The following is a 19,923-nucleotide window of genomic DNA, read 5'->3' as shown; positions in this document are numbered from 1 at the left end:
CATCTATCTCTTAGTCTATACCTTGCCGCACGAAGTGCGCCTGCCCGCAGGGCTTGCATTGATGAGTGCCCTTGGGTATAATTTCTGGAAAAAGGTTACAATTTATTTAACAGTTTTTTTGAGACTTTTTTTCGGGTGCTTTTTCATGTGTTTCCGACGGAGCTTCTGTCGAATTTTGGATAGACTTTGCAGGAAAATTATGCTACACTTATAGCACCACAAAGAAAGGAGGAACAGAAGCTGACTGACAATGAACTATTGCTGGCCATGTCCAATCTTATGGACATGAAACTCAAACCAATCGATGAACGGCTGTCGAGACTCGAGACTCGGATGGGAAATCTGGAGGGCCGGATGGACAAACTGGAAGGCCGGATGGACAAACTGGAAGACCGGATGACCAGGCTCGAGGAAGATGTCAAGGAACTGAAGACGGACGTCGCAGAACTGAAGAGTGACGTCGCAGTACTGAAAACGGACGTCGCAGAGCTGAAGAGTGACGTAGCAGAACTGAAGACGGACGTCGCAGAGCTGAAGAGTGACGTAGCAGTACTGAAGACGGACGTCGCAGAACTGAAAGTCAAAGTGGCAGATCTGACGGAAGACGTTACTGTGCTGAAGACGGATGTCGCAGAGCTGAAAGTCAAAGTGGCAGATCTGACGGAAGACGTTACTGTGTTGAAGTCAGATGTCGCAGTGCTGAATGTCAAAGTAACAGAGCTGACGGCAGATGTCACCATCCTCAAGGGCAATGTGACAGAGCTGAGGACGGATGTCAACGAGCTTGCTGCCAACACAGCCGGAATGAACGAACAAATGATAAAGACAAAGGAAATGCTGGAGCTTCGGGTAGTGCCGAGGCTGGATACTATTGAGTCGTGCTATACTTCTACCTACCGCCGCTATGCGGAAAAGACAGAGCAGATGGATGCTCTCCGGACGGATATGGACATTGTGAAGAAGGTAGTGACGGAACACAGTGTGAAGCTGCATAAGCTGGCATAGCCTTTACATATACAGAAGAGGAGCGGTGTGAAGTCCGGCAGGATTGGATTTTACACCGCTTTTAAACAGAAATTGCAGGAGGAAACGAATGGCAGCGGATCAGAGTAAAATCAGGAATTTTTGCATCATTGCGCATATCGATCATGGGAAATCCACCCTGGCAGACCGGATCATTGAAATGACCGGGCTTCTTACCAGCCGGGAGATGCAGGCACAGGTGCTGGACAATATGGACCTGGAACGGGAACGGGGGATCACCATCAAATCCCAGGCAGTCCGCACGGTGTACCGGGCAAAGGATGGGGAAGAATATATTTTTAATCTGATCGATACTCCCGGACATGTGGATTTTAATTATGAGGTGTCCAGAAGCCTGGCAGCCTGTGACGGCGCGGTGCTGGTGGTGGATGCGGCTCAGGGAATCGAGGCGCAGACCATGGCCAATGTGTATCTGGCGCTGGATCATGATCTGGAGGTATTTCCTGTCATTAATAAGATCGATCTTCCCAGTGCCGATCCCCAGCGCGTGATCGACGAGATCGAGGATGTCATCGGAATTGAAGCCCAGGACGCACCGCAGATCTCTGCGAAAGCAGGGATCAATATCGAAGAGGTTCTGGAGCAGATCGTACAGAAGATCCCGGCACCGTCGGGTGACCCGGCGGCTCCCCTTCAGGCACTTATTTTTGATTCGGTTTACGACTCCTACCGGGGCGTGATCGTGTTCTGCAGAATCAAAGAGGGAACGGTGAAAAAAGGAACGAGGATCCGTTTCATGGCCACCGGGGCGGAATTTGAGACGGTCGAGGTGGGATACTTCGGCGCCGGCCAGTTTATTCCATGCGAGGAGCTTTCTGCGGGCATGGTCGGCTATGTGACCGCCAGCATCAAAAATGTCCGTGATACCAGAGTCGGTGATACGGTGACGGATGCGGACAATCCCTGCGACAAGCCGTTGCCGGGGTATAAGAAAGTAACTCCCATGGTTTACTGTGGTATGTATCCGGCGGACGGAGCCAAGTACAACGATCTCAGAGACGCCCTTGAGAAGCTGCAGTTAAACGATGCGTCCCTTCAGTTTGAGCCGGAGACCTCCGTGGCTCTGGGCTTTGGCTTCCGATGCGGTTTTCTGGGCCTTCTCCATCTGGAGATCATCCAGGAACGGCTGGAGCGGGAATACAATCTGGATCTGGTGACAACTGCCCCCGGCGTTGTATATAAGGTGCACAAGACAAACGGAGAGGTCATGGAGCTTACGAATCCTTCCAACCTGCCTGATCCTTCCGAGATCGAATATATGGAGGAGCCGGTGGTGAAGGCGGAGATCATGGTGACCACCGAATTTATCGGCGCGATCATGGGCCTTTGCCAGGAACGGCGCGGCGTCTATATCGGAACGGAGTACATGGAGGATACGCGGGCGCTTCTCCGGTATGAGCTGCCCTTGAATGAGATCATTTATGACTTTTTCGATGCGCTCAAATCCCGGTCCAGAGGCTATGCATCCTTTGATTATGAACTCAAGGGTTATGAACGGTCTGAGCTTGTGAAGCTGGATATCCTTATTAATAAGGAAACGGTGGATGCGCTGTCCTTTATCGTTCACGCCGATACGGCCTACGAGCGCGGCAGGAAAATGTGTGAAAAGCTGAAGGAGGAGATCCCGAGACATCTGTTTGAGATTCCCATTCAGGCAGCCATCGGAAACCGGATCATTGCCAGAGAGACGGTGAAGGCCATGAGGAAGGATGTGCTGGCAAAATGCTACGGAGGCGATATCAGCCGAAAGAGAAAGCTCCTGGAAAAACAGAAGGAAGGAAAGAAGCGGATGCGCCAGGTGGGCAATGTGGAAATCCCGCAGAAGGCCTTCATGAGTGTGTTGAAGCTGGATGATAAATAAATGCGGAGGAAGGTAAGATGGCGCTTGAGCTGTATGTCCACATTCCGTTTTGTGTAAAAAAATGCGGATACTGCGATTTTGTTTCTGCTCCAGCGGCCGATGCAGTGCAGGATGCCTATGTGAAAGCGCTTTTGCAGGAGATCCGGTCAGCCGGGCAAAAGGATCAGGTATCGTCCATTTTTATCGGAGGCGGAACTCCTTCTATTATTAAGGCGGAGCATATTGAGGCGATCCTTTCCTGTATCCGGCAGGAGTTTGCGGTGGAGGAGGATGCAGAGGTGACTCTGGAAGCGAACCCGGGGACGCTGACGGCTGAAAAGCTGGCTGTTTACCGGAGGGCGGGGATCAACCGTCTCAGTATCGGGCTTCAGTCGGCCAATGATGAGGAGCTGGCCCTTCTCGGACGGATCCATACCTTCCGGGAATTTCAGGAGAGCTATCGTCTGGCGAGGGAGGCGGGCTTTCAGAATATCAATGTGGATCTGATGGCGGCGCTGCCCTACCAGACGGAGGAAAGCTTTGAGAGGAGCCTTCGGGCCGTGACGGAGCTTGCCCCCGCACCGCCGGAGCACATTTCGGTGTACAGTCTTATCATCGAAGAGGGTACAACCTTTTATGAGAAATATCACAGTCAGGCTGAGGCAAGGGAGGCAGGTTCGGAGGATACGGCGCCCCTTCCCACCGAGGAGGAGGAGCGGACCATGTACAGGCGGACGCGGGAGCTTCTGGAGGGCTGCGGTTATGAACGGTATGAGATCTCCAATTATGCCAGACCGGGCTTTGTCTGCCGCCATAATGTGGGGTATTGGACCGGCGTACCGTATCTGGGCTTTGGAATCTCTTCGTCCTCTTATATCGGGGGAAAGCGGTTTTCCAATGGCAGGAGCCTGAAGGAGTATCTGACAGCGATGAAAGAGGCGAGACCTCTTGAAACGATCCGGGTAGACGAGGAGGTCGTGGAAGAAGAGCGGGCCATGGAGGAATTCATGTTTCTGGGACTCCGTTTGATGCGGGGAGTTTCCGAAAAGGAATTTAAAAGGCGGTTCGGAAGATCGATGGAGGAGGTATACGGAACCGTTCTGGAGACGATGGAAAAAAGAGGTCTTATGGAGATGACTGCCCCGGCGACCCGGGAAAAACGGGAAGAGAGGATCGACGGAGATGCTTCACAGAAGGACAGGCTCTGGCGTCTGACCGAGGAAGGAATTGACGTAAGCAATTATGTCATGGCAGAGTTTCTGCTGTAAGATCAGACTTAAAAACAAAATGTGCAGCTTCTGGATCCGGCGGGAACAGAGGAGCACATTTTTTGTTTATCAATGTTCACGGATGTTTTCTTTACTTTGTGAAGAAAATATGAAAATGCAAAAAAATATTGACAAAGACGTAAGGCAGTGCTATCTTATTGTTATGAATGTTAGCACTCTATAAGGTTGAGTGCTAATAAAGGAAAGGGAGGCGTGAGAAGTGGAACTGGATGAACGGAAGAAAAAAATCTTGAATGCGATTATCCGCAATTACCAGGAGACCGGGGAACCGGTTGGCTCACGAACTATTTCCAAATATTCCGACCTGCAGCTTTCCTCCGCGACCATCCGCAATGAGATGGCGGATCTGGAGGAAATGGGATTGATCGTACAGCCCCATACCTCGGCGGGCAGGATTCCCACAGATAAGGGCTATCGCCTTTATGTGGATCAGATGCTGAAAGAGGCAGATCAGGACCGGGAGCACCGGGAGGTACCACAGACCGGAGATTTTCTGGTGGAGCGGATGGACCGCATGGAGCGGGTGCTGATGCAGATGGCGAAGCTTCTGGCAGCCAATACCAATTATGCGTCCATGATTTCCGCACCGCGGTACAATCGGAACAAGCTGAAATTCATTCAGCTCTCCAGAGTGGATGAGAGGAAGCTTCTGGCCGTTGTGGTGGTGGAAGGAAATATCATTAAAAACTCCATCTTCGAGGTGGAGGAGCGGCTGAGCGAAGAAGATATTCTTTCCCTGAACCTGATGCTCAACACCAATCTGAACGGACTGACGATCGAAGAGATTAATCTGGAGATCATTGCGAAGCTGAAGGAGCAGGCGGGAAATCATACAGACGTGATAGGTAAAGTCCTCGATGCCGTGGCGGATGCCATTCGCAGCGACGAAGAGGACCTTCAGATATATACCAGCGGAGCAACCAATATCTTCAAGTATCCGGAGCTTTCCGACAGCAGCAAGGCGAAGGAGATCATTCAGGTATTTGAGGAAAAGGAGCAGCTGACCAATCTCCTCACGGATAAGCTGGGTGAGGAAGGACAGCAGGGCATTCAGGTCTACATTGGCAATGAGACACCGGTGCAGAGCATGAAGGACTGCAGCGTTGTGACAGCAACCTATGATCTGGGCGGCGGCCTGCAGGGAACCATCGGTATTGTGGGCCCGAAGCGTATGGATTATGAAAAGGTAGTTTCCACGCTTCAGACGGTCATGGGACAGCTGGATACCATATTTAAGAAAGAGGAATAGAAAGGCGGATCAGACGTGGCAGATACAGAAAAGGATGTAACAGAGGAAATGAAGGAAGAGCTGGCAGAGGACGCGGCAGAGAACACTGTGGAAGAGGAAATTCCTGCGGACGAAGGCCAGGAGGAAGCCGGGAAAGAGGATGCCGGAAGCGGTGAAACCCAGGCAGGCGAAGAAAACAGCCAGCCGGAGGAGGAAGCAGTCCAGCCGGAGACGGCAAAGGAAACCGAAAAGAAAGGCTTCTTTAAAAAGAAAGATAAGAAAGACAAAAAGGACCTTCAGATCGAGGATCTGACCGACAAGCTGAAGCGTTCCATGGCAGAGTTCGAAAATTTCCGTAAGAGAACGGAAAAGGAGAAGGCAGCCATGTATGAAGTGGGAGCCAAAAGTGTCATTGAAAAAATCCTCCCGGTGGTGGATAATTTTGAACGTGGCATGGCAACCTTAAGTGAAGAGGAAGCCCATTCTCCCTTTGCAGAGGGGATGGATAAAATATATAAGCAGCTTCTTACGACCCTGGAGGGGATGGATGTGAAGGCCATTGAAGCCGTGGGTCAGGAATTCAATCCCGATTTTCACAATGCGGTCATGCATGTGGAGGACGAGAGTGTCGGCGAGAACATCGTCGTGGAGGAGTTCCAGAAGGGCTATCTTTACCGGGAAAGCGTGGTGCGCCACAGCATGGTAAAGGTTGCAAATTAACAGGCATTACAACAAAATCTGATAATACAGGAGGAAATTAATCATGGGAAAAATCATAGGCATTGACTTGGGTACAACAAATTCATGCGTAGCAGTTATGGAAGGCGGAAAGCCTGTAGTTATCGCCAATACAGAGGGTGTCAGAACAACTCCTTCCGTAGTGGCATTCACAAAGAACGGTGAGAGACTGGTTGGCGAGCCTGCAAAGCGTCAGGCAGTTACCAACTCCGAGAGAACCATCTCTTCCATCAAGAGACATATGGGTTCCGATTATAAGGTGGATATCGACGGAAAGAAATATTCTCCTCAGGAGATTTCCGCCATGATCCTTCAGAAGCTGAAGGCAGATGCTGAGAGCTATCTCGGTGAGAAGGTAACGGAGGCTGTTATTACAGTTCCCGCTTACTTCAACGACGCACAGCGTCAGGCTACCAAGGACGCAGGCAAGATCGCCGGTCTGGATGTCAAGAGAATCATCAACGAGCCTACGGCAGCGGCCCTGGCTTACGGTCTTGACAATGAGAAGGAGCAGAAGATCCTGGTTTACGACCTGGGCGGCGGTACCTTCGATGTTTCCATCATCGAGATCGGTGACGGTGTCATCGAGGTTCTGGCTACCAACGGCGATACCCATCTGGGCGGCGATGATTTCGATGCAAAGCTGACCGATTATATGATCGCTGAGTTCAAGCGCGCAGAGGGCGTGGATCTTTCCAACGACAAGATGGCTCTTCAGAGACTGAAGGAAGCCGCTGAGAAGGCAAAGAAGGAGCTGTCCTCCGCAACGACCACAAATATCAACCTTCCGTTCATCACTGCAACCAGCGAGGGACCGAAGCATTTTGATATGAACCTGACCAGAGCAAAATTTGATGAGTTGACTCATGACCTGGTAGAGAGAACCGCAGTTCCGGTTCAGAACGCTCTGAGAGATGCCGGATTAACGGCAGCTGAGATCGGCAAGGTCCTTTTAGTAGGCGGTTCTACCCGTGTACCTGCTGTACAGGAAAAGGTAAAACAGCTGACCGGAAAAGAGCCTTCCAAGAATCTGAATCCCGATGAGTGCGTGGCAATCGGTGCATCCATCCAGGGCGGCAAGCTGGCCGGCGATGCAGGCGCAGGCGACATCCTTCTTCTGGATGTAACTCCTCTGTCCCTGTCCATCGAGACTATGGGAGGCATTGCCACAAGACTGATCGAGAGAAATACGACGATCCCCACCAAGCACAGCCAGGTATTCTCCACCGCAGCCGACAATCAGACTGCCGTAGATATCAACGTGCTTCAGGGCGAGAGACAGTTTGCAAAGGATAACAAGAGTCTCGGACAGTTCCGTCTTGACGGTATTCCGCCTGCAAGAAGAGGCGTTCCTCAGATCGAGGTTACCTTCGATATCGATGCCAACGGCATTGTAAACGTATCCGCCAAGGATCTGGGAACCGGCAAGGAGCAGCACATCACCATCACAGCCGGCTCCAATATGTCCGAAGCTGATATCGATAAGGCAGTGAAGGAAGCTGCTGAGTTTGAGGCTCAGGATAAGAAGCGTAAGGAAGGCATTGATGCAAGAAACGATGCAGACTCCATGGTATTCCAGACCGAGAAGGCTCTGGAGGAGGCCGGAGACAAGATCGATCCTGCACAGAAGGCTGCAGTTGAGGAGGACATCAAGTCCCTGAAGGCAGTTGTGGATGCAACCGCCAACGGCGAGATTTCCGACGCACAGCTGGATGAGCTGAAGGCAGGAAAAGAAAAACTGATGAACAGCGCACAGGCACTTTTCTCCAAGCTTTATGAGCAGGCTCAGAGTGCAGCAGGCGCCCAGGGAGCAGGCCCCGACATGGGAGCAGGCCCCGACATGGGAGCAGGCCAGAGCCAGGCAGACGATGATGTCGTAGATGCTGATTATAAAGAGGTTTAATCATTTTTACCCCTCTTTCCATCTGATTCAGGGCGGCCCCTTCAGGGGGCCAGCCCCTGAATCTTTTGTGGCGTTTAGGGGAAATATGCGGAGAGGTGAGTGAAAGTGGCTGAAAGCAAAAGAGACTATTACGAGGTACTTGGTGTACCGAGGGATGCCGATGAAGCGGCATTAAAAAAGGCATACCGTGTACTTGCGAAGAAATATCATCCCGATACCAACCAGGGAAATCCGGAGGCGGAAGCGAAATTCAAGGAGGCTTCCGAGGCTTATGCAGTTCTGAGCGACCCGGAAAAGAGACGCCAGTACGATCAGTTCGGCCATGCGGCCTTTGAAAACGGAGGCGCCGGAGCAGGCGGCTTCGGTGGTTTTGATTTCAGCGGCGCGGACATGGGCGACATTTTCGGCGATATTTTCGGCAATCTGTTCGGCGGCGGCAGGAGCCGCGGCCGTGCAAACAATGGTCCCATGAGGGGAGCAAATCTCCGGACCGGCGTGCGGATCACCTTTGAGGAGGCACTCTTTGGCTGCGAGAAGGAAATTGAGCTGACTACCAGAGACGAGTGCCCGGATTGCCACGGCACCGGCGCCAAGCCGGGAACCCAGCCGGAAACCTGCCCCAAGTGCAACGGCAAGGGACAGGTGGTATATACCCAGCAGTCTATGTTTGGTATGGTACGGAATGTGCAGACCTGTCCGGACTGCGGCGGAACAGGAAAGATCATTAAGGAGAAGTGCAGTTCCTGCCGGGGGACCGGCTACACCAGCTCCAGGAAACGGATCGCTGTCTCTATTCCTGCCGGTATTGACAACGGGCAGAGCGTTCGTATCCGCGGAAAGGGTGAGCTTGGTACCAATGGCGGAGAGCGGGGAGATCTTCTTGTAGAGGTAACGGTTTCCAACCATCCGATCTTCAAGAGACAGGATACCAGCATTTATTCCACCGTTCCCATTTCCTTCGGAACAGCGGCTCTGGGCGGTGATATCCGGATCAAGACGGTGGACGGCGAGGTGGTTTACACTGTTGCGCCCGGTACTCAAACTGATACAAGGATCCGGCTGAAAGGAAAGGGTGTGCCTTATCTGCGGAATAAAGATGTCCGCGGCGATCACTATGTGACACTGGTGGTGAAGGTTCCGGAGCGGCTCAGTAAGGAGCAGAAGGAAGCCCTTCAGAAGTTCCGGGAGACCATGGGAGAGGTCCCGGCTCAGGAAACTTCCGAGGAAAAGCATAAAAAGAAGGGCTTTTTCAAATAAATCATGAAGTCCGGTGGTTTTCTTTTTGAGAAAAGTGTGGTATGATAAACAGAGCAGCAGATGAAATTTGCGGATTGAGAGAGGACGACATGGACGGATTTCTTTTATATTTTCTGATTGGATTAATTGCCTTTGTTGTGATTATCAGTGCAGTTGTCGCTGTAGTCAGCGCAGTCACCTCCGCATCGGCGGCCATTGCCGAGGAAGAGGAAGAGGACGACTGATCAATCGGGACAGCGGAAGAGACATGAAACGAACGGACTAAGGGAGCTGCCGTAAAATATTTATGATTTTGCGGCAGCTCTTTTTCTATCTTTATCAAAAAATGAGGGGGATTAAAATGGAACAGAAGAGAGAAAAGGGGAACGTGTGGGGATTGCTTCCCATCGGAGTATTTTTGGTTTTATTTCTGGGGGTCGGTCTGGTTTCCGGGGATTTTTATGCCATGCCGGCCATTGTGGCCTTTCTGATCGCACTGATGGTGGCTTTTTTTCAGAACAGAAGGTTGTCCTTTGGGGAGAAGCTTAAAGTCATTGCCGAGGGCGTGGGTGATGAGAATATTATTACCATGTGCCTTATTTTCCTGGCAGCAGGAGCCTTCTCCGGAAGTGTGAAGGCGGCGGGCGGTGCCGACAGCACAGTGGCCCTGGGCCTTTCCATTCTGCCGCCCGGGATTGCAGTGGCAGGGTTGATGCTGATCGGCTGTTTCATGTCGATCTCCATGGGAACCAGCATGGGAACCATAGGAGCGCTGGCTCCCATTGCCGTGGGAATCAGTGAAAAGACCGGTTTTTCCATGGCGATCTGCATCGGTGCGGTGGTCAGCGGAGCCATGTTCGGCGACAATCTTTCGATGATCTCCGATACGACCATTGCGGCGGTCCGGACCCAGGGCTGTGAGATGAGGGATAAATTCAAGGAGAACTTCTTCCTGGTGCTTCCGGCGGCAATCATTTCCCTGGTGATCTATGTGCTCATCAGCCGGAATACCTCCTTCCAGGTGACGCTGGAGGGTGGTTATAATCTCTGGCAGGTACTGCCCTACCTGGTGGTGCTGGTGGGTGCCCTGGCCGGTCTCAATGTATTCCTGGTGCTGATCGGCGGTACAGTGCTTTCCATCCTGGCCGGTCTTGGAACCGGGACCATTGCGGTCGCTGATATCTTCCGGGTCATGGGCGAGGGCGTTACCTCCATGTATGATATCACGGTAATTTCTATCATTGTGGCCTGTATCGTATCGCTTGTGAAGAAAAACGGCGGTATTACCTGCATTTTAAATCTGATACACAAAAAGATCCGCGGCAGGAAGGGCGGCGAGCTGGGCGTGGCGCTTTTAGCGGTGCTGGTGGATATGGCTACGGCAAACAATACGGTGGCCATTGTCATTGCGGGCCCGATCGCAAAGGAGATCAGCAGCGATTATGGGATTTCGCCCAGAAGGACGGCATCCCTTCTCGATATCTTTGCATCGGTGACCCAGGGACTGATCCCCTATGGAGCCCAGCTTCTTCTGGCAGCGGGGCAGACGGGCCTTTCCCCTCTGCAGATCATTCCCTATACCTTTTATCCGGTACTGATGGGAGTGACAGTAGTGATATTCATTCTGCTGAAAAAGCAGAAGCCTGAAAAAGTATAATAGAAACGGAAGCGGCTTTGTGACAGTCAAAAACAAAGTCCGCTTCCTTTTTTATAACTGGACGAACCTACATCCTTATGCTAGAATAGGTATGATAGGCAGATTGTGTAAAAATGCAGGACCAAAATCCAAAATGGAAAGGTGCGAATACATGAAACTACTGATTCAAAACGGACATGTGATTGACCCGGATACCGGAAAAGACGGGATCTATGATGTGCTTGTGGCGGAGGGAAGGATCCTTCGGGTGGACCGGCACATTGACGAGGAAGCAGACCGGACGGTCAATGCGGAGGGGCTTTATGTGATGCCCGGCATTATTGACCTGCATGTGCATCTCAGGGATCCCGGCCTGGAATATAAAGAAACCCTTCAAACAGGAGCTCTGGCAGCGGCGAAGGGCGGCGTGACTACCATGTGTGCCATGCCCAACACGAAGCCGGTGACTGACAGCCCGGAGATGATCCGCAGTCAGAGGGAACGGGCCAGGAAGGAGTGCGCTGTTCATGTTTCCTTTGTGGGAGCCGTGACAAAGGGACAGGAGGGGAAGGAGCTCACTGATATTGCAGCCATGAAAAAAGAAGGCATGCTCTGCATCAGCGAGGACGGAAAGTCTGTGATGGATGCAGGCCTTTACAGGGAGGCCATGAAAATTGCCGCCAGAGAAAATGTGCTTGTTCTGGCCCACTGCGAGGATAAAAACATGGTGGCCGGCGGTGTTATGAATGCCTGTAAAAAGGCGGAGGAGCTGGGGCTCCCCGGCATTACCAATGGTGTGGAGGACGTGATCGCGGCAAGGGATATTCTGTTGGCAAAGGAGACAGGTGCAAGGCTTCATCTGTGCCACTGCTCGACAAAGGACAGCGTGGAGCTTGTCCGTCTTGCCAAGGAGGCAGGCCTTCCGGTCAGCGCCGAGGTATGCCCCCACCATTTCACTCTTACCAGTGAAGACATTCCCTGCGATGATGCCAATTATAAGATGAATCCGCCCCTCAGAGAGAGGGAGGATGTGGATGCTCTTATTGATGGATTAAAAAAAGGAATTATTGATGTGATTTCCACGGACCATGCACCTCACGGGGAAGAGGAAAAGTCCAGAGGCTTTGCGAATTCCCCTTTTGGAATCGTGGGTCTTGAGACCTCGGTGGGTGTGACGATGACGGAGCTTGTCCACACGGGAATCCTTACGCCGATGGAGATGGCGGACCGCATGAGCTTCCGCCCTGCGAAGCTTCTGGGAATCGATAAGGGAAGCCTGGCCGAAGGAAAATGTGCCGACGTGGTCCTCATTGATCCCGACAAAGAGTGGACGGTCCGCAGGGAGGAGCTGGTCTCCAAGGGAAAAAATACGCCCTTTGACGGCCGGAAGCTTCGGGGCGCGGTGGTTATGACCATCGTGGACGGCGAGATCGTATATACAGATATGGAAGAGAAATAACCGGAGGAATAGAATAATGATCAACGTACTGTGTGAAAAAATCAAAAAACTGAACGCTCCCATTGTGGTGGGACTGGATCCCATGCTCTCCTACGTGCCGGAGCATGTGGTAAAGAAATCCTTTGAGGCATACGGCGAGACACTGGAGGGAGCAGCCGATGCCATCTGGCAGTTCAACAAGGAGATCGTGGATTCTGTTTATGATCTGATTCCGGCTGTGAAGCCCCAGGTGGCCATGTACGAGCAGTTCGGCGTGGAGGGCATGAAGGCCTATAAGAAAACGGTGGATTACTGCCATGAAAAAGGGCTGGTGGTCATCGGCGACGTGAAGAGAGGAGATATCGGCTCCACCTCCGCCGCTTATGCAGTGGGGCATCTTGGAAAGGTACAGGTGGGAAGCCGGACCTTAAGCGCTTTCAATGAGGACTTTGCCACGGTGAATCCTTATCTGGGAACGGACGGCATCAAGCCCTTTGTGGATGTGTGCAGGGAGGAAAAGAAGGGACTCTTTATTCTGGTAAAGACCTCCAATCCTTCCAGCGGTGAATTCCAGGACAGGATTATCGACGGCCGCCCGCTGTATGAGTGGGTGGGAGAAAAGGTAGCGGAGTGGGGCGCCGACTGTATGGGAGATTCCTACAGCTACATCGGTGCCGTGGTAGGTGCCACCTATCCGGAGATGGGAAAGGTCCTGAGAAAGGTGATGCCCAAATCCTTCATTCTGGTGCCCGGCTATGGAGCTCAGGGAGGAAAGGCTTCTGATCTGGTCCATTATTTCAACGAGGACGGTCTCGGAGCCATTGTAAATTCCTCCAGAGGCATTATTGCAGCTTATAAAAAGGAGCCCTATGCGAAGTTCGGACCGGAGCATTTCGGCGAAGCTTCCAGACAGGCAGTTCTTGATATGATCGCTGACATCGACGGAGCTCTTCAGGCAGCAAAATAAAGACGATAAAATCATTCAGGAGATGAATTTGTCATGGGGAAGAAAAAGGAAACCGCACGGGTGATCTCCCAGGAGTGCCTGGCACCCGGCATTTACAGCATGTGGATCGAAACGGGACTGGCAAGGGAAGCCGTGCCGGGACAGTTTATTTCCATTTATACAAAGGATGGCGCGAGGCTCTTACCGCGTCCCATCAGCATCTGTGAGATCGGGGACAGCTGCCTGCGGGTGGTATACCGGGTGGCCGGAAAGGGAACGGATGAGTTCTCCGGTTATCAGGCGGGAGATCCCATTGATATTCTGGGACCTCTCGGCAACGGGTTTCCTCTGGAGGCTGCCAGAGGGAAAAAGGTGTTCCTGATCGGCGGAGGGATCGGCGTGCCGCCCATGCTGGAGCTGGCCAAGCAGCTGTCAGGAGAAAAGCAGCTGATCATGGGCTATCGGGACAGCCGGATGTTTTTGAAAAAGGAATTTGAAGAAAACGGTACGCTTTATGTGGCGACGGAGGACGGAAGCTATGGCACAAAAGGCAATGTGCTGGATGCGATCCGGGAGAATGGACTTTCTGCCGACGTGCTGTTTGCCTGCGGGCCCACACCGATGCTGCGGGCACTGAAGGCCTACGCATCGGAACACGGAATTGAAGCGTGGATCTCTCTGGAGGAGAAGATGGCCTGCGGTGTGGGCGCCTGTCTGGCCTGTGTCTGCAAATCCAGGGATGTGGACAGCCACAGCCACGTGCACAATAAGCGGATCTGTAAGGATGGGCCGGTATTTCTGGCAGAGGAGGTGGAGCTTTGATGAATCTTTCTGTGGAGCTTGCCGGTGTTACTCTGAAAAATCCGGTGATGACAGCCTCCGGGACCTTTGGCTCCGGAGCAGAATACAGTGAATTTGTAGATCTTGGCCGTCTTGGTGCAGTGGTCACCAAGGGCGTGGCGAACGTGCCCTGGCCGGGAAATCCGACACCGAGGATCGCGGAGACCCATGGCGGAATGATCAATGCCATCGGACTTCAGAATCCGGGAATTGATGTGTTTATCAAGCGGGATATTCCGTTCCTGAAACAATATGATACGAAGATCATCGTCAATGTCTGCGGGAAAACCACCGAGGATTATGTGGAGGTGGTGGAACGCCTGTCTGAGCAGCCGGTGGACATGCTGGAGATCAATATTTCCTGTCCCAATGTGAAGGAGGGCGGCATCGCCTTCGGACAGAATGCGAAGGCGGCGGAAGCCATCACAAAGGCGGTGAAGGAAAAGGCACGGAAGCCTGTCATCATGAAGCTTTCCCCCAATGTGACCGATATTGCCGAGATGGCGAGGGCTGTGGAGGCGGGAGGAGCCGACGCGGTTTCCCTGATCAACACTCTGACCGGCATGAAGATCGACGTTCACAGGAGAACCTTTGCAGTGGCCAACAGGACCGGCGGTCTGTCCGGCCCTGCGGTGAAGCCTGTGGCAGTGCGGATGGTCTATCAGGTGGCACGGGCGGTGAAGCTTCCTATTATCGGTATGGGCGGCATTATGTGTGCGGAGGATGCTCTGGAGTTTATTCTGGCCGGCGCCACGGCGGTGTCTGTGGGCACGGCGAATTTCCATAACCCTTACACCACGGTGGAGGTCGTGGACGGGATCCGCGCTTACATGGAACGATACGGAGTGAAGGATATCAACGAACTAATCGGTGCAGTGAGATAAGACCGCGGCCGGAAGCAAATATAGTCAGATGCAGAGAGGAGAACATGGTCATGGAGCAGTATAAGCAGGAGTTTATCGAGTTTATGGTGGACTGCAAGGTCCTTAAGTTTGGAGATTTTGTTACAAAGAGCGGGAGGAAAACCCCGTTTTTCATCAACACGGGCTTTTACCGTACAGGTGAACAGCTGAAGAGACTGGGCGGTTATTACGCAAAGGCTATCAAGGACAAATTCGGCACGGATTTTGATGTGCTGTTTGGACCTGCCTACAAGGGGATTCCCCTGAGCGTGGCAGCTTCCATCGCTCTGTCGGAGGAGGGAGCGGATATCCGCTACTGCTCCAACAGAAAGGAGATCAAGGATCACGGTGATAAGGGGATCCTTCTGGGAAGTCCCATCGGCGATGGCGACCGGGTGGTGATTATTGAGGATGTGACGACGGCCGGAACCTCCATCGGAGAGACTCTGCCCATTATCAAAGCCCAGGGAGATGTGAAGGTCCTCGGTCTTGTAGTCTCCGTGGACCGGATGGAGCGCGGACAGGGAAGCAAGTCTGCCCTGAAGGAGATTCATGAGAAATACGGCCTGGAAACGACCGCCATTGTGACCATGGCCGATGTGGTGGAGCATCTTTACAATAAGCCTTATAAGGGAGAAATCATTATCGATGATACATTAAAGGCTGCAATCGACGCATATTATGAACAGTACGGAGCAGAGGAATAAGGAGAAAGCAATGGAAAGAGTTTATAAGACCATGAAAAATGCAGGCGCCTTTTCGATCGCAATGGGAATCGTTGCTGCCCTGATCGGCATCGTAGTGGGAGTCGGCAGTATTGTCAGCGGCGCCTTTTTGCTGAAGCGCAAATCGGATATTACTTTTTGATGAAGGTGGATATGATTGAAATCTCATGTTAAAACGGAGAAGGTCCGGACGGTGGGTTGGATTCTGTTCGTTCTTTATCTGGCCGGCCTCGTTTATTTCATGTTTTTTTCTGAGTCCCTGGGCCGGACAGAGGTATCGAAAGGGTACCGGTACAATCTGGAGCCTTTTCTGGAGATCAAACGGTGTATCCGTCATTGGCAGGTCCTGGGGCCTGTAAATGCCGGTATGAACCTCCTGGGAAATGTGGCAGCGTTTGTACCTTTTGGATTTATTCTGCCTATGCTAAAGCGTTCCAACCGAAAATGGTATGTGGTGGTTCTGTTCAGTCTGCTTTTCAGTCTCTGCATTGAAGCTGTGCAGCTTGTCACCAGGCGCGGAAGCTTTGATGTGGATGATCTGATGCTCAATACCCTCGGCGGGTTCCTGGGTTATCTTTTGTTCCTTTTGATGGCTGGGATGCGAATGCGGCGGCATAGGGCGGATTGATCCGTTTCAGACAAAAAGGAGTTTACCATTGAGCAAAAAGAAAACAAAGCTTTTTAAAATAAAATTCTCCAGGGCGGGAATGATTTCTATTCTGATTTTTTTAGGGGCGGTCCTGTTTCTTCTGGCGGCGTTTATGATCGCCTTCCGCACCTATGGACACGGAGATACGACGGTGGCGGCGCTGGGGTTTCTGGCGCTGTTCTTAAGCATTCTGGGGCTGATCCTTCCGATCCGTGATGGGAGACGCCGGGCCAAGGAGGAGAGCTTCCCCCTGCTTTCCAAGGTAGCTGTCGTTTTAAACACACTGGCGATCCTTGGAATTCTGGCCATTTATATCATAGGAATCGTCATTTAGGGACGGAGGCAGATAGATGGAAGAACCGTTTGATGAAAACAGGACGAAGGAGCAATCCGGAGAAAACAGACTGGAAAAACAGCTTCGGTTTATCCTGGAGGCGGACAAGAGTAAGCAGGTGTTCCGGCAGACGTATCTTTCTGACGGAACGCGAAAGGAAAATGATGCGGAGCACTCCTGGCATCTGGCTCTGATGTGTGCCCTGCTTTCGGAATATGCCAATGAGCCCATTGATGTGGCAAAGACCATGATCATGGTGCTGATACATGATCTGATTGAAATTGATGCGGGAGATACCTATGCCTACGATGAAGCGGGAAATGCGACGAAGCGGGAGCGTGAGCTTAAGGCAGCTGACCGGATCTTTAAACTTCTTCCTGATGATCAATCGGCGTGGCTGCGGGGACTGTGGGAGGAATTTGAGGAGGCTGAGACACCGGAGGCCAGATTTGCCCTGGCCCTCGACAAGGTACAGCCGGTGCTCTTAAATGATGCCACCGACGGACGGGCCTGGAAGGAACATGAGGTCAGAGTCTCTCAGATCCTGAATCGGAATGAACGGACACCGGCGGGATCCCGGGTTCTCTGGAATCATGTGGAAGGTCTCATTGAGAAAAATACAGCCCTTGGAAGAATCAGGGACGACAGATAGAAAGAAGGAAATGAAAAATGTTTGGCGATAATATGATGTTCTGGAGCCTTATTATGGCGGCAATTTTTGTGTTCGGTGGTGTTCAGGTGCGAAGCGGCAAGACCGATTTTTTGGGAAAGGATATGGACAAGGATATCAGGCCGGAGCTTAAAAAGGCTTATTGCAGAGAAATGAGCATTCCCATGTTTGTCCTGGCGGCGGTGGAGCTGATCGATGTGATTCTTCAGCTGACCATTGATTTTACCCAGTGGTCCCTTCTGATTCTGGGAACCGGTATTCTTGTGGGAATCGGCTGGATCGTTATGATACAGAGAAAGTACAGCAAAATGTAAAAGAGGTCGGAAAAATTGGAGTATTCAGTGTTGGAGGAGCGGTATCAGCTTTCCATTGGAAGAATCGAAGGAATCAAGGAAGAATGCGCTGCCGGAAGGACACAGGCAGCGGAATATTTTGAAAAACAGGCGGAATTCGTTCTGTATCTGGATGAAGTGCGCCGACAGCTTGCAGAGGAGAAAGAGAAAGGAGAGATTCCCTCTCTTGAGGTTCTGCAGGAGAGAAACCGGAGACTTTACGAGGATATTTCCGGGGAGTCCTACGAAAAAAGCTTTGCCAATCCTTCTGTGACGGTTCGTGCTTTTGGGGAGGAAGCAGGCAGAATTCTTTCCTTTCTGGCGGCAGAGCTTCGGGGCGGAATCGCATATGTCTACGAAACGCGCATGGAGGAATGGGTTCCCTGCCTCGAGGTGTTTATTGAGATATATAACTTATTTGAAGCAAAAGAAATAAATGAGTTTACTGAAGAAACTTTTATGTGCGAAGTCAAAGAGGCCTTGTATTATTATGTCAGCGATTACTGTGATGTGACGGTGCCGAGGAGAGTGCGGGAGCAGGTGGATCCTTCCCTGGATTTTGCAGTCCGTATTATTACGGAAAGCGATCTGTCGGATCTTCGCTATCTCTACCTGTTCGGAGAATACATTACGGACAGCGAGCGCCGGATCGCAGAGTTTTTAAACGGCCTTCCGGAAGATACGGTGGAGCAGATGGCTTCAGTCTACACGGAGGGATACCGCCGCGGTTTTGCGCTGGCCGGGATCGATCTGTCAAAAAAGAAAACCGTGGAGATTCGGTATAATATCGGCTTTGAACGGATCGTGAGGGCGGCCATCCGCCAGTTTGCAGCCATGGGCCTTTCGCCGGTTCTGTTCCGGGCAGCTGTGGGTGCGGCCAATAAGCGTCAGCACCTGAAAATCGGATATTACGGAGCCTATGCCAATAAACAGTATGAATACGATCATCGCTTTGATAATGCCCTGTTTTTGGATAAGGCCTTTAAGGAGCGGAAGCTTTCCGTGCTCCGGGTGGCCTATGAGGAGCTTAAGGATCTGGCTGCGGTCTATGCAGGTCCGGCGGTGATGGAAACCTTTGGGGAGCTGCCTTTTTCCTACGAGGATAAGCCGGAGGCCTGGACGCTCAGTGAAAAGCAGAAACGGCTCTCTGTGGAGCTTTCTGCCCAGTCTGCCCAGATCGTGAATCAGTATATCCGCGGAGAAGAGCGGAGCTTTACGATCATTTCGTGGCCGATTCCCGAGATCGGAAGTCGGTTTCCGGAGATCTTTCAGGAGACGATCCGGCTTAATACGCTGGATTACGAAAAATATAAAGCGATTCAGGAAACACTTATCCGTGCGCTGGATGAAGGCTGTTATGGTGAGATCAAAGGCCGGAACGGAAACAGAACCAGTCTGCGTGTGGCTTTCCATGAGCTTTCAGACAGGACAGCAGAGACAAATTTTGAGAACTGCCTGGCCGATGTGAATATTCCTCTCGGTGAGGTGTTTACTTCTCCGAAACTTGCGGGGACAGAGGGAATCCTTCATGTTTCCCAGATCTATATTAATGAAGTGGAATATAAGGATCTGGAGATCTGTTTTGAAAATGGCATGACTGTTTCCTGGTCCTGTAAGAATTATGAGGATGAGGAGGCCAACCGGCGTCTCATTGAGGAGAATCTTCTATATAATCATAAGGCTCTCCCCATGGGGGAGTTTGCCATCGGAACCAACACGGCAGCCTATGCCATGGCGAAGCGGTATGGCATTTTAAACAGGCTGAAGATCCTGATCATTGAAAAAATGGGTCCCCACTTTGCCATCGGCGATACCTGCTACAGTCATTCGGAGGACGTCAAGGTCTATAATCCCGACGGCAAGGAGATCGTGGCGAGAGACAACGAATGCTCCATCCGAAGGAAGGAGAAACCGGAGGAGGCGTATTTCAACTGCCATACGGATATCACGATCCCTTATGATGAGCTTGCTGAGATCGCCGTCGTCGGAAAGGACGGCCGGAGGGCAGTCCTTATAAAGGACGGACGCTTTGTGCTTCCGGGAACGGAAGCCCTCAACGAGGCCATGGAGGACATTTAGAGGAAAGAATTTTATTGCGGGGCTTGTATCCGGCGAGGGGTTTATGATAGAATATCATCGGTAAAAAATGACAGAAGCTGTCATGAAATATAGA

At 51.8% G+C, this 19,923-nt stretch carries 20 protein-coding genes; all 20 read left to right on the top strand.

Annotated elements, in window-relative coordinates:
• The first annotated feature begins 186 nt into the window (after positions 1-186).
• Positions 187-1,005, top strand: a complete 819-nt coding sequence (locus tag QJ036_RS00525) for a hypothetical protein (RefSeq protein ID WP_283229472.1) — start codon at positions 187-189, stop codon at positions 1,003-1,005.
• 88 nt (positions 1,006-1,093) lie between these two features.
• Positions 1,094-2,905: a translation elongation factor 4 gene (lepA, locus tag QJ036_RS00520; protein ID WP_283229471.1), complete on the top strand. Its 1,812-nt coding sequence runs from the start codon at positions 1,094-1,096 to the stop codon at positions 2,903-2,905.
• A 17-nt stretch (positions 2,906-2,922) separates the two neighbouring features.
• The gene (gene hemW, locus QJ036_RS00515; RefSeq protein ID WP_283229470.1) at positions 2,923-4,152 is read left to right on the top strand and encodes a radical SAM family heme chaperone HemW; all 1,230 of its coding nucleotides are present in this window, start codon (positions 2,923-2,925) and stop codon (positions 4,150-4,152) included.
• Positions 4,153-4,372: 220 nt separating this feature from the next.
• Complete coding sequence (gene hrcA, locus QJ036_RS00510; protein WP_283229469.1) at positions 4,373-5,422, top strand: heat-inducible transcriptional repressor HrcA; 1,050 nt, start codon at positions 4,373-4,375, stop codon at positions 5,420-5,422.
• 48 nt (positions 5,423-5,470) lie between these two features.
• Positions 5,471-6,121, top strand: coding sequence for a nucleotide exchange factor GrpE (gene grpE, locus QJ036_RS00505; protein WP_283229706.1), 651 nt, complete (start codon positions 5,471-5,473; stop codon positions 6,119-6,121).
• Between the two features lie 43 nt (positions 6,122-6,164).
• Positions 6,165-8,042: a molecular chaperone DnaK gene (gene dnaK, locus QJ036_RS00500; RefSeq protein WP_283229468.1), complete on the top strand. Its 1,878-nt coding sequence runs from the start codon at positions 6,165-6,167 to the stop codon at positions 8,040-8,042.
• 105 nt (positions 8,043-8,147) lie between these two features.
• Entirely contained in the window at positions 8,148-9,299 is a 1,152-nt protein-coding gene (gene dnaJ, locus QJ036_RS00495; RefSeq protein ID WP_283229467.1) for a molecular chaperone DnaJ, read from the top strand.
• Positions 9,300-9,340: 41 nt separating this feature from the next.
• The gene (locus tag QJ036_RS00490) at positions 9,341-9,523 is read left to right on the top strand and encodes a hypothetical protein (RefSeq protein ID WP_283229466.1); all 183 of its coding nucleotides are present in this window, start codon (positions 9,341-9,343) and stop codon (positions 9,521-9,523) included.
• Between the two features lie 116 nt (positions 9,524-9,639).
• Positions 9,640-10,935: a Na+/H+ antiporter NhaC family protein gene (locus tag QJ036_RS00485; protein ID WP_283229465.1), complete on the top strand. Its 1,296-nt coding sequence runs from the start codon at positions 9,640-9,642 to the stop codon at positions 10,933-10,935.
• Between the two features lie 151 nt (positions 10,936-11,086).
• Positions 11,087-12,373 carry a dihydroorotase gene (locus QJ036_RS00480; protein WP_283229464.1) on the top strand — a complete coding sequence of 429 codons (1,287 nt, stop codon included), beginning with the start codon at positions 11,087-11,089 and terminating at the stop codon, positions 12,371-12,373.
• Positions 12,374-12,389: 16 nt separating this feature from the next.
• Entirely contained in the window at positions 12,390-13,319 is a 930-nt protein-coding gene (gene pyrF / locus QJ036_RS00475) for an orotidine-5'-phosphate decarboxylase (RefSeq protein WP_283229463.1), read from the top strand.
• A gap of 33 nt (positions 13,320-13,352) precedes the next feature.
• Positions 13,353-14,120: a dihydroorotate dehydrogenase electron transfer subunit gene (locus QJ036_RS00470; protein ID WP_283229462.1), complete on the top strand. Its 768-nt coding sequence runs from the start codon at positions 13,353-13,355 to the stop codon at positions 14,118-14,120.
• Positions 14,120-15,022 (top strand): dihydroorotate dehydrogenase, encoded by a 903-nt coding sequence (locus QJ036_RS00465; protein WP_283229705.1) that lies wholly within the window; start codon positions 14,120-14,122, stop codon positions 15,020-15,022. Before QJ036_RS00470 ends, QJ036_RS00465 begins: the two co-directional genes overlap by 1 nt.
• Before the next feature lie 50 nt (positions 15,023-15,072).
• Entirely contained in the window at positions 15,073-15,747 is a 675-nt protein-coding gene (gene pyrE, locus QJ036_RS00460; RefSeq protein ID WP_283229461.1) for an orotate phosphoribosyltransferase, read from the top strand.
• 10 nt (positions 15,748-15,757) lie between these two features.
• Positions 15,758-15,907: a hypothetical protein gene (locus tag QJ036_RS00455; RefSeq protein ID WP_283229460.1), complete on the top strand. Its 150-nt coding sequence runs from the start codon at positions 15,758-15,760 to the stop codon at positions 15,905-15,907.
• Positions 15,908-15,958: 51 nt separating this feature from the next.
• Positions 15,959-16,393 (top strand): VanZ family protein, encoded by a 435-nt coding sequence (locus QJ036_RS00450; RefSeq protein WP_283229459.1) that lies wholly within the window; start codon positions 15,959-15,961, stop codon positions 16,391-16,393.
• 28 nt (positions 16,394-16,421) lie between these two features.
• A complete protein-coding gene (locus QJ036_RS00445; protein WP_283229458.1) occupies positions 16,422-16,748 on the top strand; it encodes a DUF6142 family protein in 327 nt (108 codons plus the stop codon).
• 16 nt (positions 16,749-16,764) lie between these two features.
• Positions 16,765-17,400, top strand: a complete 636-nt coding sequence (locus tag QJ036_RS00440) for an HD domain-containing protein (RefSeq protein WP_283229457.1) — start codon at positions 16,765-16,767, stop codon at positions 17,398-17,400.
• 53 nt (positions 17,401-17,453) lie between these two features.
• On the top strand, positions 17,454-17,732 hold the full coding sequence (locus QJ036_RS00435; RefSeq protein ID WP_283229456.1) for a hypothetical protein: 279 nt from the start codon (positions 17,454-17,456) through the stop codon (positions 17,730-17,732).
• 15 nt (positions 17,733-17,747) lie between these two features.
• Positions 17,748-19,829, top strand: a complete 2,082-nt coding sequence (locus tag QJ036_RS00430) for an aminopeptidase (protein ID WP_283229455.1) — start codon at positions 17,748-17,750, stop codon at positions 19,827-19,829.
• Positions 19,830-19,923: the final 94 nt, after the last annotated feature.

The sequence above is a fragment of the Fusibacillus kribbianus genome (assembly GCF_030053595.1).
Taxonomy (GTDB): Bacteria; Bacillota; Clostridia; order Lachnospirales; family Lachnospiraceae; genus Lientehia; species Lientehia kribbiana.
The sequence above is the reverse complement of the archived record's forward strand: the minus strand, read 5'-3'. Positions and strand labels throughout refer to the sequence as shown.

Coding starts and splice junctions, on each gene's coding strand:
- grpE (WP_283229706.1), top strand. CDS start 5,471: ATGAAGGAAGAGCTGGCAGAGGACGCGGCAGAGAACACTGTGGAAGAG.
- QJ036_RS00455 (WP_283229460.1), top strand. CDS start 15,758: ATGGAAAGAGTTTATAAGACCATGAAAAATGCAGGCGCCTTTTCGATC.
- QJ036_RS00435 (WP_283229456.1), top strand. CDS start 17,454: ATGGCGGCAATTTTTGTGTTCGGTGGTGTTCAGGTGCGAAGCGGCAAG.
- QJ036_RS00440 (WP_283229457.1), top strand. CDS start 16,765: ATGGAAGAACCGTTTGATGAAAACAGGACGAAGGAGCAATCCGGAGAA.
- lepA (WP_283229471.1), top strand. CDS start 1,094: ATGGCAGCGGATCAGAGTAAAATCAGGAATTTTTGCATCATTGCGCAT.
- QJ036_RS00470 (WP_283229462.1), top strand. CDS start 13,353: ATGGGGAAGAAAAAGGAAACCGCACGGGTGATCTCCCAGGAGTGCCTG.
- QJ036_RS00485 (WP_283229465.1), top strand. CDS start 9,640: ATGGAACAGAAGAGAGAAAAGGGGAACGTGTGGGGATTGCTTCCCATC.
- QJ036_RS00465 (WP_283229705.1), top strand. CDS start 14,120: ATGAATCTTTCTGTGGAGCTTGCCGGTGTTACTCTGAAAAATCCGGTG.
- QJ036_RS00480 (WP_283229464.1), top strand. CDS start 11,087: ATGAAACTACTGATTCAAAACGGACATGTGATTGACCCGGATACCGGA.
- pyrE (WP_283229461.1), top strand. CDS start 15,073: ATGGAGCAGTATAAGCAGGAGTTTATCGAGTTTATGGTGGACTGCAAG.
- dnaK (WP_283229468.1), top strand. CDS start 6,165: ATGGGAAAAATCATAGGCATTGACTTGGGTACAACAAATTCATGCGTA.
- QJ036_RS00490 (WP_283229466.1), top strand. CDS start 9,341: ATGATAAACAGAGCAGCAGATGAAATTTGCGGATTGAGAGAGGACGAC.
- hemW (WP_283229470.1), top strand. CDS start 2,923: ATGGCGCTTGAGCTGTATGTCCACATTCCGTTTTGTGTAAAAAAATGC.
- pyrF (WP_283229463.1), top strand. CDS start 12,390: ATGATCAACGTACTGTGTGAAAAAATCAAAAAACTGAACGCTCCCATT.